This window comes from Caviibacter abscessus (assembly GCF_001517835.1).
Taxonomy (GTDB): Bacteria; Fusobacteriota; Fusobacteriia; order Fusobacteriales; family Leptotrichiaceae; genus Caviibacter; species Caviibacter abscessus.
This window is the reverse complement of sequence record NZ_LOQG01000032.1, coordinates 1-18,476: the sequence shown is the minus strand read 5'-3', so window position 1 is coordinate 18,476 and position 18,476 is coordinate 1. Positions and strand designations below refer to the sequence as shown.

The 18,476-nt window shown below is 27.3% G+C and carries 16 protein-coding genes and 1 rRNA gene; all 17 read right to left on the bottom strand.

Annotation, left to right across the window (positions count from 1 at the left end; translation table 11 throughout):
* Positions 1 to 4: 4 nt before the first annotated feature.
* Positions 5 to 1,021, bottom strand: coding sequence for an alanine racemase (gene alr / locus AWT63_RS04255; RefSeq protein WP_068268578.1), 1,017 nt, complete (start codon positions 1,019 to 1,021; stop codon positions 5 to 7).
* On the bottom strand, positions 993 to 1,520 hold the full coding sequence (locus tag AWT63_RS04250; protein ID WP_068268577.1) for a hypothetical protein: 528 nt from the start codon (positions 1,518 to 1,520) through the stop codon (positions 993 to 995). The genes alr and AWT63_RS04250 overlap by 29 nt, the downstream gene beginning before the upstream one ends.
* Position 1,521: 1 nt before the next feature.
* A complete protein-coding gene (locus AWT63_RS04245) occupies positions 1,522 to 3,300 on the bottom strand; it encodes a tetratricopeptide repeat protein (RefSeq protein WP_068268576.1) in 1,779 nt (592 codons plus the stop codon).
* Positions 3,287 to 4,366, bottom strand: coding sequence for a tRNA 2-thiouridine(34) synthase MnmA (mnmA, locus tag AWT63_RS04240; protein ID WP_068268575.1), 1,080 nt, complete (start codon positions 4,364 to 4,366; stop codon positions 3,287 to 3,289). The genes AWT63_RS04245 and mnmA overlap by 14 nt, the downstream gene beginning before the upstream one ends.
* A 115-nt stretch (positions 4,367 to 4,481) precedes the next feature.
* Positions 4,482 to 6,512, bottom strand: coding sequence for a penicillin-binding transpeptidase domain-containing protein (locus tag AWT63_RS04235; protein ID WP_068268574.1), 2,031 nt, complete (start codon positions 6,510 to 6,512; stop codon positions 4,482 to 4,484).
* A gap of 10 nt (positions 6,513 to 6,522) precedes the next feature.
* Positions 6,523 to 7,950, bottom strand: coding sequence for an Asp-tRNA(Asn)/Glu-tRNA(Gln) amidotransferase subunit GatB (gene gatB / locus AWT63_RS04230; RefSeq protein ID WP_068268573.1), 1,428 nt, complete (start codon positions 7,948 to 7,950; stop codon positions 6,523 to 6,525).
* A gap of 22 nt (positions 7,951 to 7,972) precedes the next feature.
* Complete coding sequence (gatA, locus tag AWT63_RS04225) at positions 7,973 to 9,415, bottom strand: Asp-tRNA(Asn)/Glu-tRNA(Gln) amidotransferase subunit GatA (RefSeq protein ID WP_068268572.1); 1,443 nt, start codon at positions 9,413 to 9,415, stop codon at positions 7,973 to 7,975.
* Positions 9,416 to 9,435: 20 nt separating this feature from the next.
* Positions 9,436 to 9,726 carry an Asp-tRNA(Asn)/Glu-tRNA(Gln) amidotransferase subunit GatC gene (gatC, locus tag AWT63_RS04220; protein ID WP_068268571.1) on the bottom strand — a complete coding sequence of 97 codons (291 nt, stop codon included), beginning with the start codon at positions 9,724 to 9,726 and terminating at the stop codon, positions 9,436 to 9,438.
* A gap of 2 nt (positions 9,727 to 9,728) precedes the next feature.
* Entirely contained in the window at positions 9,729 to 10,316 is a 588-nt protein-coding gene (locus AWT63_RS04215) for an HAD-IB family phosphatase (RefSeq protein ID WP_068268570.1), read from the bottom strand.
* A 2-nt stretch (positions 10,317 to 10,318) separates the two neighbouring features.
* Positions 10,319 to 11,008, bottom strand: a complete 690-nt coding sequence (locus AWT63_RS04210; protein ID WP_068268569.1) for a pseudouridine synthase — start codon at positions 11,006 to 11,008, stop codon at positions 10,319 to 10,321.
* Positions 10,998 to 11,552 carry an SMC-Scp complex subunit ScpB gene (gene scpB, locus AWT63_RS04205; protein WP_082680449.1) on the bottom strand — a complete coding sequence of 185 codons (555 nt, stop codon included), beginning with the start codon at positions 11,550 to 11,552 and terminating at the stop codon, positions 10,998 to 11,000. Before scpB ends, AWT63_RS04210 begins: the two co-directional genes overlap by 11 nt.
* A 4-nt stretch (positions 11,553 to 11,556) precedes the next feature.
* Positions 11,557 to 12,612: a rod shape-determining protein gene (gene mreB / locus AWT63_RS04200; RefSeq protein ID WP_068268568.1), complete on the bottom strand. Its 1,056-nt coding sequence runs from the start codon at positions 12,610 to 12,612 to the stop codon at positions 11,557 to 11,559.
* A gap of 12 nt (positions 12,613 to 12,624) precedes the next feature.
* Positions 12,625 to 15,021, bottom strand: coding sequence for a DNA translocase FtsK (locus tag AWT63_RS04195; protein WP_082680448.1), 2,397 nt, complete (start codon positions 15,019 to 15,021; stop codon positions 12,625 to 12,627).
* Between the two features lie 122 nt (positions 15,022 to 15,143).
* Positions 15,144 to 15,761, bottom strand: coding sequence for a hypothetical protein (locus AWT63_RS04190; protein ID WP_068268567.1), 618 nt, complete (start codon positions 15,759 to 15,761; stop codon positions 15,144 to 15,146).
* Between the two features lie 90 nt (positions 15,762 to 15,851).
* The gene (locus AWT63_RS04185) at positions 15,852 to 17,006 is read right to left on the bottom strand and encodes an OmpA family protein (RefSeq protein WP_068268566.1); all 1,155 of its coding nucleotides are present in this window, start codon (positions 17,004 to 17,006) and stop codon (positions 15,852 to 15,854) included.
* 135 nt (positions 17,007 to 17,141) lie between these two features.
* Positions 17,142 to 18,221: an OmpA family protein gene (locus AWT63_RS04180; RefSeq protein WP_068268565.1), complete on the bottom strand. Its 1,080-nt coding sequence runs from the start codon at positions 18,219 to 18,221 to the stop codon at positions 17,142 to 17,144.
* Between the two features lie 88 nt (positions 18,222 to 18,309).
* Positions 18,310 to 18,418: ribosomal RNA gene (gene rrf / locus AWT63_RS04175) — 5S ribosomal RNA — on the bottom strand.
* Between the last annotated feature and the right edge of the window lie 58 nt (positions 18,419 to 18,476).

Genomic DNA, 18,476 nt, shown 5'->3' with positions numbered 1-18,476 from the left:
CCTTTTATTTCACTACTCTCTCTATATCAGTTGATATACTTGTAACAATTTCATCAGGTATTGTTTTATATTTTTTTGCAATCATGTTTACTGTTATACCATTTCCTATTATATATACATCATCAAAAAGATTTACTTTAATACCGCTTATATCAATTACAGACATATCCATACAAGGTTTAGCTAATATTTTTGCTCTTTTATTATTTATCATAACGTGATTATAAAAAATATTTCCATGACTATAACCAACAGGAATTATTGCAACAGTCATGTCCTTTTTTGCTATATAATCACTAGAGTAAAGTATATATTCACCTTTTTTTATATTTCTTACAGCTATTATTTTTGTCATTAAAGCAAAAGCATTAACTAATCCCATATCCTCATTTAATCCGTAAATTGACATCCCGACTCTACAATAATCATATAAATATTTATCTTTAAATTTAAAAAGTCCTGGTGTAGCAAGTAAATGTGCTTTTTTTATTTTAGTTTTACTTATTGCTTTTTCAAAATTTTCAATTTGCTTTTTTGTTCTATCTTTATTATTTACATCTGCAAGATGAGAATATATAGACTTAATATTTAAATTAAAATTATTTAAAACATTAAGTTCATCAATATTAAACCCCAGCCTATTTAAACCTGTATTAATTTTTATATGAACAGGTATATTAAACAAATTAATATTTGTAAATTTTAAATATTCTTTTAAAATTTCTACACTACTTAAACTAATTTCCAAGTCGTATTCTTTTGCTTTTTTTAAATCCTTAGGTTCTATAACTGAAAGTATTAAAATTCTTGCATCTTTTACATTTTTTCTTATTTTTAAAGCTTCATCAACTGTTGAAACCCCATAATATTTAAATCCAAGCTTGCTTATAACCTTGGCTATATTTTCTATGCCCATTCCATATGCATTATCTTTTAGTATATATATATTGTTTTTAGATAAACTGTTAATTATCTCTAAATTATGCTTTATTCTATTTTTGTATATTGTCAGTTTTGTCATTTTCTTTTCCTTGTTTTGATATATATAAATAGTAAAATAATATGACTAATTCAACTATAGCTTCAATATTTAATAGTATTTCAACAAAACTAAGTAATGACAGGAACAAAAAACCTATTGATACAGGTAAGTACTTTTTATTATCTTTTTCAAAGCATTCATTAACTAACATTAAACAAGAAATTGTAAATACTAATTTTGCTAAGATAACCATAGTCATAAATGTAAAAGAAAATAAAACTAAATCATTAAAATATGCTGAAGCATTTATAACTGTGGTAAATAAATTAGTTATTATTACCGAACTTAAAATAAATTTTCTCCATTTTACATTTACATCTGCTATTAAATGTTTAAAAATATGATAATGAAAAAATGTTACCAATAATCCAAATGTTGTCATCATTATATTAGGAATAGAAGTTGTATGTAATAAGTATTTTATAATCATTAAAATTATAAGCATCAAACAAGTAAGTTTTTTATTTATTTTTTTCATCTCATTCCCCATATATCATTTCAAATTTTTTCATAATTTCACTATTACAATTATTTTCTATAAGTATATTGTAAATTTTATTATTATATTTCATCTTTAATTGTGGAAAGTTTGATTTTTGTATGTATAAAACTAATAAAAGTAAATTTATGTTTACAGTTACTTGATTTTTTTGTTCTATTTCAGATATTAAATAGTCAATAACCTTTTTCGTCTGAAATAATTTATTAGCATTATCCTTATTTATATTTAGCACCAAATCTATTATTATATTGTAATATGATAAAACATTTTCTTGTGTTATTGAAATTTCAGGCATATTAATGGCAAAACTTTCTTTCATACATAGATTTATAAGCTTATCAAGTACTCTATGGGTAGTCTCACAATTAACATTTGTGTCATAAATATTTGTTTTTGTCTTTTCATTTAAGTCATACTTATATACACTTAAAATAAAAGTTCCATCTTCTTTAATATCATGTATAACTCCAGATACAATATAATCTAAATCAGGATTTTTACTTTTTATTGCCTCAAAATATTTTATAGGATAATCTTGTGTGTACTGTACTATTCCCAAATCATCATAAACTAAAAGGCTTTTTATATTCCCATTACTACTTATATACATTGATTCAAATATATATGATGATATTGTTTTAGCAAAAACTTTAACTCCTTCAGGTACATTTTTACTACTTTTACCCAAAATAAAAGGTAATATTAATATTTGTGAACCCTCTTTTTCTATTTTTTCAGTTTCAAATATTAAGTTATCTATTGAATTATACAGTAATTTTATTTTATCATTACCAACTTTTTTATTATTTATATACGCACTATGTTTTTCTTTTTGTTCTTTTTCAAATTTAAGCAATATGTATTTTAATTCATATTCAGAAAAGCTTTCATCATAGATATCATTATTAAATAATTCCAAAAGTAGCTTAAATCCATTTTCATATTGTTTATCTTTAAGATAAAAATTAAGTACAGATAAGTGAAAGCTCATACTCGCATTTCTTAAATCGTATTTAGGTAATACATAATTATCATATTCAATATTTCTGTCATTTGACATTAAAATATTTGCTATTTCTAAAATAATATCTTCTCTATTGGTGACCAAAAGAGCTTGAATTAAATAATTAGTAGCTTTTTCATTTTGGTTAATACTATACAATATTTTAGCAACCTCTTTTTTTAAATACCATGAATTACCATTTGATGCTAATTCTTCAATATATAAATAATAATCTTGAGGTTTTACATTTTTCATATGCTCTATATATTTATTTATAGCTTTTTTAAAATTTTGTTTTTCTTTTAATGCAAAAAATAGATTTTTTTCCATTTCTTCCATATTACCTATTTTTTCTTGTAACATAGCTAAGTTATAGTACATGTTATCGGTCATTTTATTGCCATTTTCAATATATGTTTCATATAACTCTATTGCTTCTTTATATAACCCGTTATGGCTATAATAACTACAAAGTATATTTGTTTTTCTTTGAGTATTTTCATCTACCATGTATAATTGCATACAAGCATCCATAGTTTCAGTATAAATACCATAATCAAATGCTAATAATATTAAATTGTACAATTCATCAGGATTACTTAAATTCTTTTCAACCAATTTATAAAAATCTTGAAGCCAATCATTCTTTTTTACTTTTTGTGGCTCTCCATCTTCATTTATTATTTCTAAATACTCTTCTTTATCAATTTGTTCTTCTTTTTTATTGCTTTTAAAAAAATCAAAAAATCCCATCAATTGCTCCTCCACCAATACATATATTTCCTAGATAACCTACAACAATTTGACCTTTTGTAACAGCTCTTTGTGGTTTGTCAAAAACAAATTTTACTTTACCATTCTCTTCCTTAGTTGCTGTTGCACTTACATCTTCTTGTCTATATCTGAATTTAACTGTACATCTTAATGGAAAACTTACAATTTCTTTATTAATTAAATTAAAATCATTTGTTATAAGCCCGTTTGAATACAAAATAGCAGTATCTCCTTGTGAAACTATAAGCTCATTTGTATCTATATTTTTATCAGCTACAAACCAAGGATCACCAGTTCCCTCTTTTGTATTACCTATACCTATTCCTTTTCTTTGTCCTATTGTATAATACATAAGACCGTTATGTTTACCTAAAATTTTCCCATTCTTATTTACAATATTACCTGGTTTTGCCGGTAGATATTTACTTAAAAATTCATTAAAATTTCTTTCTCCAATAAAACAAATACCCGTGCTATCTTTTTTATTTGCCGTCGCTAAATCATATTTTTTTGCTAATTCTCTTATTTCAGGTTTCGTGTAATCTCCTAAAGGAAACATTACTTTTTCAAGTTGTTCACTACTTAATTCTGATAAAAAATATGATTGATCTTTATTAGAATCTACACCACGAAGAAGTATTGAACCTTTATCGCTATGAATAACCTTAGCATAATGGCCTGTTGCAACATAGTCTGCTCCAAGTTTTATTGCATAATCTAAAAATGCTTTAAATTTTATTTCCTTATTACACATAACATCAGGATTTGGAGTTCTTCCACGTTTATATTCTTCTAAAAAATATGTAAATACTCTATCCCAATATTCTTTTGTAAAATTAACAGAGTAATATGGTATTCCTAATTTTTGTGCCACTGCAATAACATCGTTATAATCAGTTTCAGATGTACATACGCCATTTTCATCTTTTTCTTCCCAATTTTTCATAAAAACACCGATTACATCATAACCTTGCTCAAGTAATAGGGCTGCGGCAACTGAAGAATCAACACCTCCGGACATACCCAAAACTACTTTTTTACTCATATATTTATTTTCCTTTTTTACTTTTATTATACATTATTTTTGACTTTCTTACAATCAAAGTATAATAAATATTAAGTAATTTAAAAACTGACCTACAAAAGGTCAGTCGTATTATTTATCTACATTCAAGTATTATTTGTGTATCTTTGTTAAGTAATGTACCCGCAGGTATATTTTGACTTTGAACTATACCTACACCTGTAAATTTTAAATTTGGAAACTTAGAATAAGGGAAAACCTTTATAATTGATTTTATACTAAGTCCCGTAACATCAGGCATATACCCTATTTCAAATTGATGTTTAATATATTCTAAATCTTTCGGTACTTTTTTTATGTTATTTATAGAATCTTGTATAGGTGTTTCAGGCTGTTCTATAGGCAATGTTGGTAATAAACCTTTGTATTTTATAAGTCTTTCAAGAAGTACTTTTACAGGCGGTAGTGCAACTGCTGCACCATAATAAGCACCTTTTGGCTCATTTACTGTAATAAGTATAGAATATTTAGGCTTATCTGCCGGAATAAACGCAAAAAATGATGAAAAGTATTTTCCTTTTTCATATCCTCTTGCTCCTGCTTTTTGTGCCGTTCCTGTTTTACCACCTATTCTATATCCTTCTATTGCTGCTTGTCTACCGGTACCTGAGGTAACAACTTTTTCAAGCATTTCTTTCATTTGGTTTGATGTTGATTCACTTATAACATTATGTAATACTTCCGGCTTATTTTCAAATACAACGTTATTATTAGAATCTATAGCTTTATCAACTATATATGGTTTTAATAATTTACCGCCATTTATAGTTGCATTTAATGCCATTATCATTTGTAACTGCGTCATTGATATACCTTGACCAAAAGAAACGTTGGATTTTCTTACTTCACTAAAATCTTTTAAAGAAAATAATTTACCATTTGCTTCATAAGCTGTGTCTATTTTAGTTTTTTGACCTAAGCCAAATGCCTTTAAATATTCATAGAATTTATCTGTTTCCATCATTTGCCCTATTTTAACTAAGGCAACGTTTCCTGAATTTGCTACTATTTGTTCAACTGTAAGACTTCCAACAGTAGTTTTATCGTGATCATGAATTATTCTATTTTTTACTCTAATATTACCGTCAGAAGATATAACAGTGTTTTTATTAATAAGTTTTTCTTCCATAGCAGCTGAAATAGTTATAGGTTTAAATATCGAACCTGGCTCAAATAAGTCAGTTATTACTCTATTTTTTATTTCACTTTTATTACTTGCTTTAGGGAAAGAATCCATAGCTATAACTTTTCCTGTTTGCGTTTCAATAACTACACCCATCACAGATTCTGCTTGGAATTTATTAAACGTATCTTTTAAAACCGTATCAAGTTCATATTGAATTACACTATCTATAGTTAATTTTATACTATGCCCTTCTTGTGCCGGTTCTAATATCTCATAATCTGTAAGTGATTGCAAAGTATAATTTTTCAAAGAACCAAGTGCCGCTCTATATATTCTTGCTTTACCAGGCTTTCCTCTTAAGTGTTCATCATATACTTTTTCTAGACCATAAACAGGTTGATTTTCCTTATTTAAAAATCCAAGTATAGATTCAAAAGCATTATCTTCTATTACATATCTTTGAGAAAATTGATTAAAAAATATCCAATTTTCTTTTATTTTTAATTTTTTCAAGTTTTCTTTAAGTTCTTTTTCTTTTTCATATGTAATTTCAATTTCTAAATCTAAGTACTTTTTCTTTTTTTCTCTTTTTTCATTTATTTTATTTTTTAATTCCTGTCTGTCAAGTGAAATTGTCTGAGATATAATAGTTATTACATCTTCTAATTTTACTTCAGGTATGTTAGTAGGGTCTATTATAATTTTGTATTTATCAATATCAAATGATAATTTATGATTATCACTTGTTATAATAGCACCTCTTTTTGCTTGTATATTTTCTATACCATGACGTTTTTTATCCAAATTTTCTCTTGCATCAATACCTGTAAAAGCTTGTAGATATACCAATTTACCTATTGCAATTACAAAAAATGCAAATACAAGAAATAAATATGCTGCTACATAACTACGATATATTACCAAATAAATGCAAGTACTCAAAACGAAAAAAATAATTAAGTATATAATAATATTAGTCATTTTTTCTCCATTATTTACATTTGCTTAATATTAAATCAGTCACAAGTTTTGGATTTGCTTTTCCTTTTGAAAGTTTCATAGCTTGACCCATTAAATGTTTTATTGCTCTATCCTTACCTGCTTTTAAATCTTCAACTGATTGTGGATTATCATGTAATACCTTATCTACTAGTTCTTCTATATATTTTGTATCCGTTACTTGAACAAGACCCTCTTTTTCAACTATATCTTTTGGATTTTCACAAGTATTCAACATTTTAGCAAATACTTCTTTTGCTATTTTTGAACTTATTACTTCATCATCAATTAATTTTATTAGTTGCGATAATCTCTCTGCACTGATACTAAAATTCTCAATAGTTATATTTTGTTCCTTAAGTACCCTTAAAACTTCTGTTAGTACCCAACTACATGCGTGTTTTGGCGAATTTGTAAGTTTTACTATCTTTTCAAAATAATCTGCAAGAAATAAATCACTTACCAACGGTTTTGCTTCAAGCATAGCTATACCGTATTCACTAATAAATCTTTGCATTTTTTCATCAGCAAATTCAGGCATATCAGCCTTCATTTTATTAAGTCTTTCTTCAGATATTACAACTGCCGGTAAATCAGGTTCAGGGAAATATCTATAATCCATGGCTTCTTCTTTTGATCTCATTGTTCTTGTAATACCATTTTCTTCATCCCATAATCTTGTTTCTTGAACTACTTTTTTTCCTTTTTCAAGTAAATCAATTTGTCTGCTTGTTTCATATTCTATAGCTTTAACTACAGCTTTGAAAGAATTAAGATTTTTTGTTTCCGTTCTGGTTCCAAGCTTTGTATCACCTTTTTTTCTAACTGAAACATTGGCATCACATCTTAATGATCCTAACTCCATACTTACATCACTTATTTTTGTATACTTTATTCTTTCTTTTAAAGTTGTAAGATAAGCATATGCTTCATTTGCATTTTTTATAACAGGTTTTGTTATTATTTCAAGTAAAGGCATAGATGCTCTGTTAAAGTTAAGTAAACTTTCTTTTGAAATATGTATACTTTTTGCGGTATCTTCTTCTATTTGTATTCTTTCAATTTCAACAAACGACTTATTTCCATTAGGAAGTGTTATTTCAAGTCTTCCATCTTGTGCATATGGTTTAAAAAATTGTGTTATTTGATAATTTTTTGGTGAATCAGGATAAAAATAGTTTTTTCTATCAAAATAACTAATTTTATTTATATTACAATTTAACGCTAATGCTGCTTTAATTGCATAGTTTAATACTTCATCATTTAATTTTGGAAGTGCTCCAGGCTCTCCTATACAAGTTGGACTTATACAAGTATTAGGTTTTTCATCATCATAATTTGCTGATGAACTGCACCATATTTTTGATTTTGTCTTTAATTGAATATGAACTTCAAGACCTATAACTGTTTCGTAATTCATTTTATTTTAAGCCTTTCTTATACTATATTTGTGGATATTGAATTTTTCCTCTTATATTTTCATAAACATTTGATACATTTAATAATAAATCTTCTCTAAAATAATTTGATATTAATTGCATTCCAACAGGTAAACCATCAACTAAACCTGAAGGAACTGATATTGCAGGAAGTCCTGCTAAATTTATAGATACAGTATATATATCTGATAAGTACATAGTCACTGGATCTTTTATTTTTTCTCCTTTTTTAAATGCTAATACTGGCGATGTCGGAGTTAAAATAAGGTCTACTTCTTTTAAAGCTTCTTCAAAATCTTGTTTTATAAGTCTTCTAACTTGTGAAGCTTTTTTATAATACGCATCATAAAATCCTGAACAAAGTACATAGTTTCCTACCATTATTCTTCTTTTAACCTCAGAACCAAATCCTTGTGTTCTTGTTTTTACATACATATCTTCAACGCTTTCATTAGAACCTCTATATCCATATCTAACTCCATCATATCTTGATAAATTAGAAGCTGCTTCCGCAGAAGATATTATGTAATATGTAGCAACAGCATATTTTGTATGTGGTAAACTTATTTCTTTAAATTTAACACCTACATTTTTTAAATTTTCTATTGCTTCTTCTATATTCTTTTTTATTTTAGGATCTAAATCTTTTGTGAAATATTCTTTAGGAAGACCTATAGTTAAATCTTTAATATCTTTATCAAGCAGTTTTGTATATTGCGGAACAGGTATATTTGCAGTAGTTGCATCCATTTCATCATATCCGGCTATAACTTCAAGAAGTGCTGCTATATCTTTACTATTTCTTGCAAGCACACCTATTTGGTCAAGAGATGAACCAAACGCCATAAGACCATATCTTGATACTCTACCATAAGTAGGTTTAAGTCCAACAACTCCACATAAAGCAGCTGGCTGTCTAACACTTCCCCCAGTATCTGAACCAAGTGCTATAAAAGCTTCATTAGCTGCAAGCATAGCAGCTGAACCTCCGCTTGAACCTCCAGGTATTCTTTCAAAATCAAAGGGATTTGAAACTGTTTTTACATATGAAGTCTCATTTGATGAGCCCATTGCAAATTCATCCATATTTGCTTTCCCCATTGGTATTATATTCGCAGCTCTCATTTTTTTCACAACTGTTGCATCGTAAGTTCCAATATATGAATCTAACATTTTTGAGGATGCACTTGTTTTATCACCATAAGATACAATATTATCTTTAAGGGCTACCGGCACACCGAATAAAAGACCTTTTTTATCCTCTATATTATCTAGTTTACACGCATTTTCTATTGCATTTTCTTTATTTAAACTAACATATGCACCTATTTTATCATCAACTTTTTCTATTCTATCCAATAGTGATAATACAAGCTCTTTTGCACTTATTTCTTTTGCTTTTATTTTTTCACTAAGCTCTGTCGCTGTATATTCAAATATTTTCATTTTAATATCTTACCCTTTCATTATTCACTTGCTACTATCTTTGGTACTATAATAAAGTTTTCATCTTTTTGGTTTGCATTTTTAAAAAAATCTTCTTTTTTTGTTGCATTAAATACAACATCTTCTCTTGTTCTATCTTGTATATCTAAAACGTTATATAACGGTTCTACACCTTCAACATCAACTTCATTAAGAGTTTCCATATAATCAAAAATACTATTTAATGTACTTTGAAAATCTAATAGCTCTTTTTCATCAAACTCAAGTTTAGATAACTTTGCAATTTTGATTACTTCTTCTCTATCAAACATTTTTAGTCCTTTCCAATTTCATTGAAGTTATTAAATTCTTTAAAATCAATTTTATTTTCCCTCAAATATTTTACAGCTCTAGTTTCACTTCTTGCAAAAACAAAATCCGCTACTTTCATTGCATCATAATCAGATGGACCATCTCCAATAAAAGTAACTTCATCATACTTTTGCATTTCTTTTACTATGTCTTTTTTATTTTCCAATTTATTTATTATATTTACTTTTTTATCTTTTATTTCTATATCGTTAGCGTATACATCTTCCTTTGAGATGTTTATTCCGTATTTTTTAAGAACAGAGACTATATTTAATTTTGTTCCAAAACTAACTATTTTTACATTATGTGAATTAAAAAAATCAATAAAAGTTTCATCAATATCTACATTATCTACTAAACACTTTATATACTGCTCTTTTGTAATATTAAGTGATAAAAGTGCAGATTCTATGTAATCATACATTGAAATTTCACCATTTCTGTACTTTTGCTTAATTATACTTATAGCTTCCGGATTATATTCTCTCATAATGGTTTCTAACGTATCTTGTTTTGTTACTGTTATATCAAAATCAACTAAATAAATCATAATTATAGACTCTTTAAATATTTAATTTCTTCTGGAGTTAAAGCTCTATACTTTCCAACTTCTAAAGTGCCTAAAACTAATTCTCCGATTTTTACTCTTTTTAAAGTTTTAACAGTATAACCCAAAACCTCAAACATTTTTCTTACTTGTCTATTTTTACCTTCAAATATGGCAACACGTACTTCATTTTTACCAAGTCTTTTTACTTTTGCAGGTGCCGTTTTATATCCGTCAATAACTACACCATGTTTCATTGCTTCTAAATGTTCTTCTGTTATATCTTTATCTATTGTTGCAATATAACTTTTATATAATTTTTGGCTAGGGTGCATGCTGTGATTATATAAATCACCGTCATTACTTATTATTATTAATCCTTGCGTTAAATAATCTAGTCTACCATATGTAAAAAGTCTTTTATTTGATTTAATAAGAGAAACTGCTGTAACTCTTCCAAATTTGTCTTTGTTTGAACAAATAACCCTTTTAGGCTTATTTAATATATAGTACTCATATTGATTATTTTTTAATCTTATTCTTTCACCATCAAGTTTTACTATATCAGTATCACTCACTTCATCACCTATTTGTGCAGGTTTGTTATTTATCCATACTCTTTTTTCTTCAATTAACTTATCAGCTGCTCTTCTTGAGCAAAATCCTGATAAGGCTATAAATTTATTAATCCTCATTATTATTTTCTTCTCCTGTATAGTCAAGCGATCTTAACCATTGTGCTTTATCAAGTGAATAAAGCTCTTCTTTATCTTCAAACCCTAAATAACCATAAAATTCATTTGTTACTTCATACAATTTAGGACTACCTAGTGCTTTTTTTCTTCCTACTGAATGTATTAATTTTTTTTCAAGTAAAGTTGATATACTGTTATCTACACCAACACCTTTTATTTCTTCTATTTCTCCCTTAGTTATAGGTCCTTTGTATGCAATTATTGTAAGTGTTTCCATACTTGATTTTGAAAGTTTTTTTATTCTAATTTCAGGATTAAAATATTTGCTTACCATTTCACCAAGAAGCGGATTTGAACTCATATAAACAGTATTTTCTTTTATAACTAAATTTATTCCAGTATTTTCCATTAAAATTTGTAATTCTTTTAAATGTTCAAGTAATATTTCTTTTGTGATTTCATAAAAATTAGCTAATTCTTCTATGTTTACCTTTTTTCCTGATAAAAATATTATAGCTTCAATTTCTTTAAGTATATCACTCATAATACTACTCCATATTAGGGGCTACAATTACATTTGAATATTTATCAAAATCTTCATATATTTTTGAAATTCCATTTATAACTGCATAAATAGGTTCTTTAGTTATTGTTACTTTTAATTTAAATTCTTTTTCCATTAATTCTTTTAATATTCTAATATTTGCTCCTCCACCTGATAAGTATATCCCAGTTTCATAAATATCTGCTGATATTTCAGGAGCTATATCTTCAAGTGTTAGTTTAACACTGTCTATAATCTTTTTAACGTTTCTTAATATAGCTTTTTCAACTACTTCTCCTGTTATTGCTACATTTTTTGGAAGACCTGATATAAGTTCTCTACCTCTTATTTCATATGAAGCTTTGTTATCTTTAACAGATGTTGCAGCTATTTTTAATGCTTCTGCTGTTTTTTCGCCAATTAAAAGACTATATCTATCACGAATAAATTCAATAATATCCTCATTCATATGATCGCCTGCAACTTTAATTGATTTTGAAAGTGATGACCCTCCTGAAACTATGAAAGCAATTTCAGTTGTCCCTCCACCTATATCAACAATTAAATGTCCTTTAGCTTCAAATAAATCTATTCCAGAACCTATTGCAGCAGCTATTGGTTCTTCAACTAAGTAAACTTCATTAACACCAGCATCTTTTACAGCATTAACAACTGCTCTTTTTTCAACTTGTGTAACTCCACTTGGAACACATATTATTACTTTTGAAGTACTTCCTTTTTCTTTATTTACTCTTTTCAAAAATTCAGTAAGCATTTGTTCTGTAACTTCATAATTTGATATTACTCCATTTTTTAATGGTCTTATTACATCAATATGTGTTGGTGTTCTTCCCATTTTAGCTTTAGCTAATACTCCAATATCCTCAACTGCTTCTGTTATATTATTTTTAGCTATGTATGTAGGTTCATCTATAACTATACCTTCTCCTCTTACATATACAACTGTATTAGCAGTACCTAAATCAATTCCAACCTCTCTTACTATACGAGGTTTAATTATTTTTTTCTTTAAATTTGATAAATAAGTTCCTAGTTTCATTAAAATTCCCTTCTAATCATTTATAATCTGATTATTATCATCTATTATTCCATTATCCTTTAAATCTTTACATATTCTTGACGCTCTATTAAATCCTATTTGTAATTCCCTTTGTAACATTGATATCGAAATTCTATCATCACATTGTCTTACTAAATTTACAGCCTTTTCATAATATGGATCAAGATTATTCATATCTTCTTGTGGCGGTTCTAATATTTCCATATTATATTTTGCCGGTCTATTCTTTTTAAGTACCATTGTTAAATTTGTTATTTCTTCATCAGAAATATATGCACCTTGTATTCTATCAAGTTTTGATTTTCCATTTTCAAGAAGTAACATATCTCCTTGTCCAAGAAGTTTTTCAGCTCCTGCTTGATCAAGTATTGTTCTTGAATCAATTTGTGTTCTTAGTGCAAAAGATATTCTACTTGGTAAGTTAGCTTTAATCATACCCGTTATTACATCTGTTGAAGGTCTTTGCGTTGCAACTATAAGGTGTATTCCAACAGCTCTTGCTTTTTGTGCAATACGTGCAATTGAAATTTCTACGCTATTTGCAGATACCATCATAAGATCTGCCAATTCATCAATAATTATTACTATATATGGCATTTTATCAGTTTTCATATACTCATTATATGACTTAATATTTCTAACACCTAAATTAGCAAGTTTTTTGTATCTTTCTTCCATTTCTGTAACAGCCCATTTTAAAGCTATTGCAGCTTGTGTAGGATCAATAATTACTGGAACTAAAAGATGTGGTATTCCATTATACGGCATCAATTCCACCATTTTTGGATCTACAAGTATAAACTTAACTTCTTCTTCCGTTTTTTTAGATATTAACGTAGAAAGTATTGTATTTATCGCAACACTCTTACCTGAGCCTGTTTGACCTGCAATTAATAAATGCGGCATTTTTGCTATATCTATTATTCTTTCTTTTCCTATTATATCCTTACCTAAAATTACACTTAAATCACCATTTTCAAGTTCTTTACTATGTAATAAATTTGCAAAATAAACAGGTTCTTTTGTTTCATTCGGAGTTTCTATACCAATTGTATCTTTTCCAGGTATAGGAGCTTCAAATCTTATACTTTTTGCAGACAGATACATTGATATTTCATCTGACAATTGAGTTACTTTATTTACTCTAACTCCTGCCGGTATTTTTATTTCATATCTTGTAATTGTAGGTCCAGTTACATAATCTACAACTCTTGCATCAACACCATAATCTTTTAATACTTGCTCAAGTTTTGAAATATTTTCCTTTATTTGTTTTATCATGACACTTTTCTTTGATTCGTCCATTTTTTTATACACAAACACTTCATCTATTGATTGTTGCAATGCTTTTCTGTCTTCAATTTCAAAGGTTTTTTGCTCTTCTATTTTTTCAAATTTATCTTCTGTATTTTGTGGCTCAACTAAATAATCATCAATTTGTTCCTGTTCCTTTTCTATAGAAGGTTTAGGGAAAATCTCTATACTCTTTTCTTTATTTTCAATATTTATATCTTTTGTAGTTTCATTTGTTTCTATAGTTTCAGTTTTTTGCTTTTCATAATATTCCAACCATTGCTTTTGCTTTTTCTCCAACTCTTCATCATCATAATATTCACTTTTATTAAAAATTGAAGTTTTAGGCTTTTTTGCTATTTCTTTATCAAGCTTATCTTTTGCAAGAGTTATAAATACATTTTTAAATTCTTCTTCTTTTAATTTTTCTATTTTTTTCTCTTCTTGTAATTCTATTTCTCTTTTTGCTTTAAGTATTTTCATTTTTTGCTTATATTCTTCACTATTATAGTAATTCATTGTTGTTTTAAACATTGAATATATTACAATTACTCTTGCTTTAAAATAAATAAATAATAAAGAAATTATTAAAAATAGATTTATATAACTAAATACACTATTTCCTACTAATGAATATAGCGGTATAGTTAAAATCGAACCAAATAAACCTGCTCCATTATGTTCAAAACCAAATTTTAAAATTTTCTGTCCTGCATTTATTATATTACTACCTTCTATAGTAGGTAATGTATTCATTGTAATGTATAGTGATGTTAATATGAATAAAGATACAAAATATATTATTCTTTTTATTTTAAATTTTTCTCCTGTAAAAACTGTCTTCCCATATATTATAAGCCAAAACGAAAAGGCATAAATCATTATATCTCCAAAAATTAAATGAAGTATATTGAATATAAACAAAAGTGCTGTATTTAATATACCTTTATTAATTTCCAAGTTTGTCTTTAAAATTCCAACTAAAATTATAGCAACAGCTGTTGCTATTATACCTATTCCCTTTATTTTTCTTATAAATAAATTTGTTTCACTTTTCTTTATTCTATTTTCACTTTTTGTGTTACTTTTTTTCATAGTTCCACCTTTTAAAATACATTATTATTCATAATATAATACCATAAAATATAGTTTTTTTAAATACTTTAATGGTAAATAAAAATTGGTAATTAAGTAATTAATCACCAATTATTTCTATTTTAATAGCTTATTATTTCTTGTTTAGGCGGTACGTAATTTATGAAATATTCCATACTATTAACCTCAATATTAGGAAGACATTTTTCATAAGTTCCAAATCTTAACCCTGTTCTAAGTCCAAGTTTATGAGTCTTACTTTTTTTGCTATATTTTCCGTCATAAAGACCTTCCATAACAAAATTATCTATTTCAAATCCTAAGCCTACACCATAGTATAAGCCTCCATCATAACTATTACTCTCTACATCGTCACTTGCAACAACATATCCAAGTCTTGTGAAAGAATATACAGCCATTTTATTATTATACGTTCTTACATAATTTATTTTCCCTAACAAATATATAGGTGATGAATAACCTTTTTTATCATTCAATGTTTTATAATACCACGTTGCATTCCCAAAGTTATACTCTCCACCTATTCCAATTTCAAATACACCTCTATTAAAAGGAATATATTCAACATTTAATATAAAACCATTGTCAAATTGCCCTTTAGTTCCACCTGATATAGTTCCATATCTATAAATGTCATATCCACCTTTTATTTGTACTTCCCAAGAAAATGATATTAAAGTTAATAATATAGATGATATAAATAATATTATTTTTTTCATCTTCCCTCCTTAATTACATATGTATTATACCTTATTCAAAATAAAAAATAAAGAGCAAGAATAATCTTGCCCTGATTAATTTTTAATTATTTATTTAACTATTGTTTTTTCTAGTATTAAATCGCTAAATTTAATTACTACTCTTCTATTTAAATATCTTCCTTCTGGTGTAGCATTAGTAGCCATAGGCTCTCTTTCTCCTCTACCAATTATGCTTGATATTTTTATACCATCAGTAAGTCCTGATTCTTGTAATAATTTTGCTACATTTTGTGCTCTTGATAATGATAATTTATCATTATACGCATCTGAGCCTTTTGAATCTGTATGCCCTATTATTTCAGCATATCCTGTTCCAGCAAAATCATTTATTAATGCTGCTATTTCTCCTATATTTTGTTGTTCTTCAGCACTTGGTACTCCACCATCAACTGCAAAACCATGTATAATACATTCTTTTGTAGCTTCATCACAGGATGCATTTATTAATTTACCATAAGTTTTGTATACTTTTGGCTCAGGTTTAGGTTCAGGTTCAGGTTTTGGCTCTGGCATTGGTTCAGGCTTAACAACAATAGGTTCAACCGGTATAATAGGTTTAACTACTGGTTTTTTCTTAGAAAAATCTCCAAATCTAAATCCTGTTCTTATTCCTGCTTTGTGGTCTATATTATGAGTATTTGAAGAAGGTGATGTTGACATTTGTGCTACTGTAGCACTACCGTTTGTTTGACTATAATGATAAACTGCATCATATAATCCTTCAAACACAAAGTATTTGATTTCAAATCCTAATCCTGCTCCAAAATACAGTCCACTATTTTTAGGATATGATTTTTCTGCTTTATCTGCTGAAAAAGAATAACCTAATCTTCCTAAGGCGTATAAAGCTTTTGTATTTGTATTATCTCTTAAAATATTCCCTTTAAATAGAGCATATAAAGGTATAGTATATCCTCCATTTTGGTGTGTATTTTGTGTTTTAGTATATAAAGGATGTACTGTAGCAAAGTTATATTCAGTTCCTAATCCAAATTCAAAAACACCTTTATTAAACGGTATAACTTCAACACCTAAAGTAAATCCTGATTCACTTAAATTATGTGTTGATGTTAATTTTGAACCTGCAACTTTTATATCTTTACTTCTTCCTCTATAAAAATCATACCCACCCTTAATCTGTACTTCCCAAGCAAAAGCGTTTAATGTAGCTAAAGATAACGCTATAATTGCCAGTTTTTTCATTTCAACTCCTCCAATAATCAATGTTTTTTCAATTAGATATAATCAATGTATTTTTACTAATTATACCCCATTTTCTAACATTTGCAAATAAAAAAGCAAGAATATTTCTTGCCCTTTATATACTTTTTTATTTTTCTATTCCATTTTTACAAGTTCTACATCACTGAACTTTATTTCTACTCTTCTATTTAAATATCTTCCTTCTTCTGTATCATTAGTAGCTATTGGTTCACTTTCTCCTCTACCACTTATAATTGATATTTTTATATCATTAGTAAGCCCTGATTCTTGTAATAATTTTGCTATATTCTGTGCCCTTTTAAATGATAAATTTATATTATATGCATCTGACCCTTTTGAATCTGTATGCCCTACTATTTCAACATAACCTTTTCCTATAAAATCATTTATTAATGTAGCTATTTCTTTTATATCTTCCTGTTCTTCTGCACTTATTGCTCCACCGTCAGCTGCAAAACCGTGTATTATACATTTCTTTGTAGCTTCATCACATGAAGCATTTATTAATTTACCATGAGTTTTATATATTTTTGGTTCATGATTTGGTTCTTCAGTTTTAACACTTGATTTAACAGGAATTATTGGCTTAACAATCACAGGCTTTTTCTTAGAAAAATCTCCAAATCTAATTCCTGTTCTTATTCCTGTTTTGTGGTCTATATTATGAATAGAAGAACCATTAATAGCACTATAATGATATATTGCTTCATATAATCCTTCAAACACAAAGTATTTGATTTCAAAACCTAGTCCTGCACCAAAGTAAAATCCACTATTTTTAGGATATGATTTTTCTGCTTTATCAGCTGAAAAAGCGTAACCTATTCTACCAAATGTGTATAAAGCTTGTGTATTTGTATCATTTCTTAAAAGATTTCCTTTAATTAAAGTATATATAGGTATTGTATATCCTGAATCATTTTGATGTGTATTTTGTGTTTTGGTATATAAGGGATGTGTTGTACCAAAGTTATATTCCGTACCAAATCCAACCTCTATAAAACTTTTATTAAATGGTATAAATTCGAGGCCTAAAGTAAATCCTGGTTCACTCAAATTATGTGTTGAGTTGGCTGATATTTTTATATCCTTACTTCTACCTCTATAAAAATCATAACCACTCTTAATTTGTACTTCCCAAGCAAAAACATTTAACGCAGATAAAGATAATGCTATAATTCCAAGTTTTCTCATACTTTTTCCTCCGTATCATATTTTTAGTATCAAATATTTCTCACGTATTATACAACTATTAGCTAAAATTAACAAATAAAAAAAATGAGTTTGGCAGTTACCGATTTTCCCGTTAACACAGTATCTTAGGCGTATACAGGCTTAACTGCCGGGTTCGAAATGTTTCCGGGTGTATCCCTGTAGCTATTACTACCAAACTCTTTTTTTGGACAATTAGAAATAAATAGTTAGGTAAAAAGATCTTTCCTCTTCTTT

What these genes read in the sequence shown, in the direction of transcription:
- alr (WP_068268578.1), bottom strand. Translation starts at nt 1,021, where the DNA reads ATGACAAAACTGACAATATACAAAAATAGAATAAAGCATAATTTAGAG.
- gatC (WP_068268571.1), bottom strand. Translation starts at nt 9,726, where the DNA reads ATGTTTGATAGAGAAGAAGTAATCAAAATTGCAAAGTTATCTAAACTT.
- gatB (WP_068268573.1), bottom strand. Translation starts at nt 7,950, where the DNA reads ATGAATTACGAAACAGTTATAGGTCTTGAAGTTCATATTCAATTAAAG.
- mreB (WP_068268568.1), bottom strand. Translation starts at nt 12,612, where the DNA reads ATGAAACTAGGAACTTATTTATCAAATTTAAAGAAAAAAATAATTAAA.
- gatA (WP_068268572.1), bottom strand. Translation starts at nt 9,415, where the DNA reads ATGAAAATATTTGAATATACAGCGACAGAGCTTAGTGAAAAAATAAAA.
- AWT63_RS04190 (WP_068268567.1), bottom strand. Translation starts at nt 15,761, where the DNA reads ATGAAAAAAATAATATTATTTATATCATCTATATTATTAACTTTAATA.
- AWT63_RS04250 (WP_068268577.1), bottom strand. Translation starts at nt 1,520, where the DNA reads ATGAAAAAAATAAATAAAAAACTTACTTGTTTGATGCTTATAATTTTA.
- AWT63_RS04185 (WP_068268566.1), bottom strand. Translation starts at nt 17,006, where the DNA reads ATGAAAAAACTGGCAATTATAGCGTTATCTTTAGCTACATTAAACGCT.
- AWT63_RS04180 (WP_068268565.1), bottom strand. Translation starts at nt 18,221, where the DNA reads ATGAGAAAACTTGGAATTATAGCATTATCTTTATCTGCGTTAAATGTT.
- mnmA (WP_068268575.1), bottom strand. Translation starts at nt 4,366, where the DNA reads ATGAGTAAAAAAGTAGTTTTGGGTATGTCCGGAGGTGTTGATTCTTCA.
- AWT63_RS04210 (WP_068268569.1), bottom strand. Translation starts at nt 11,008, where the DNA reads ATGAGGATTAATAAATTTATAGCCTTATCAGGATTTTGCTCAAGAAGA.
- AWT63_RS04235 (WP_068268574.1), bottom strand. Translation starts at nt 6,512, where the DNA reads ATGACTAATATTATTATATACTTAATTATTTTTTTCGTTTTGAGTACT.
- AWT63_RS04195 (WP_082680448.1), bottom strand. Translation starts at nt 15,021, where the DNA reads ATGAAAAAAAGTAACACAAAAAGTGAAAATAGAATAAAGAAAAGTGAA.
- AWT63_RS04245 (WP_068268576.1), bottom strand. Translation starts at nt 3,300, where the DNA reads ATGGGATTTTTTGATTTTTTTAAAAGCAATAAAAAAGAAGAACAAATT.
- scpB (WP_082680449.1), bottom strand. Translation starts at nt 11,552, where the DNA reads ATGAGTGATATACTTAAAGAAATTGAAGCTATAATATTTTTATCAGGA.
- AWT63_RS04215 (WP_068268570.1), bottom strand. Translation starts at nt 10,316, where the DNA reads ATGATTTATTTAGTTGATTTTGATATAACAGTAACAAAACAAGATACG.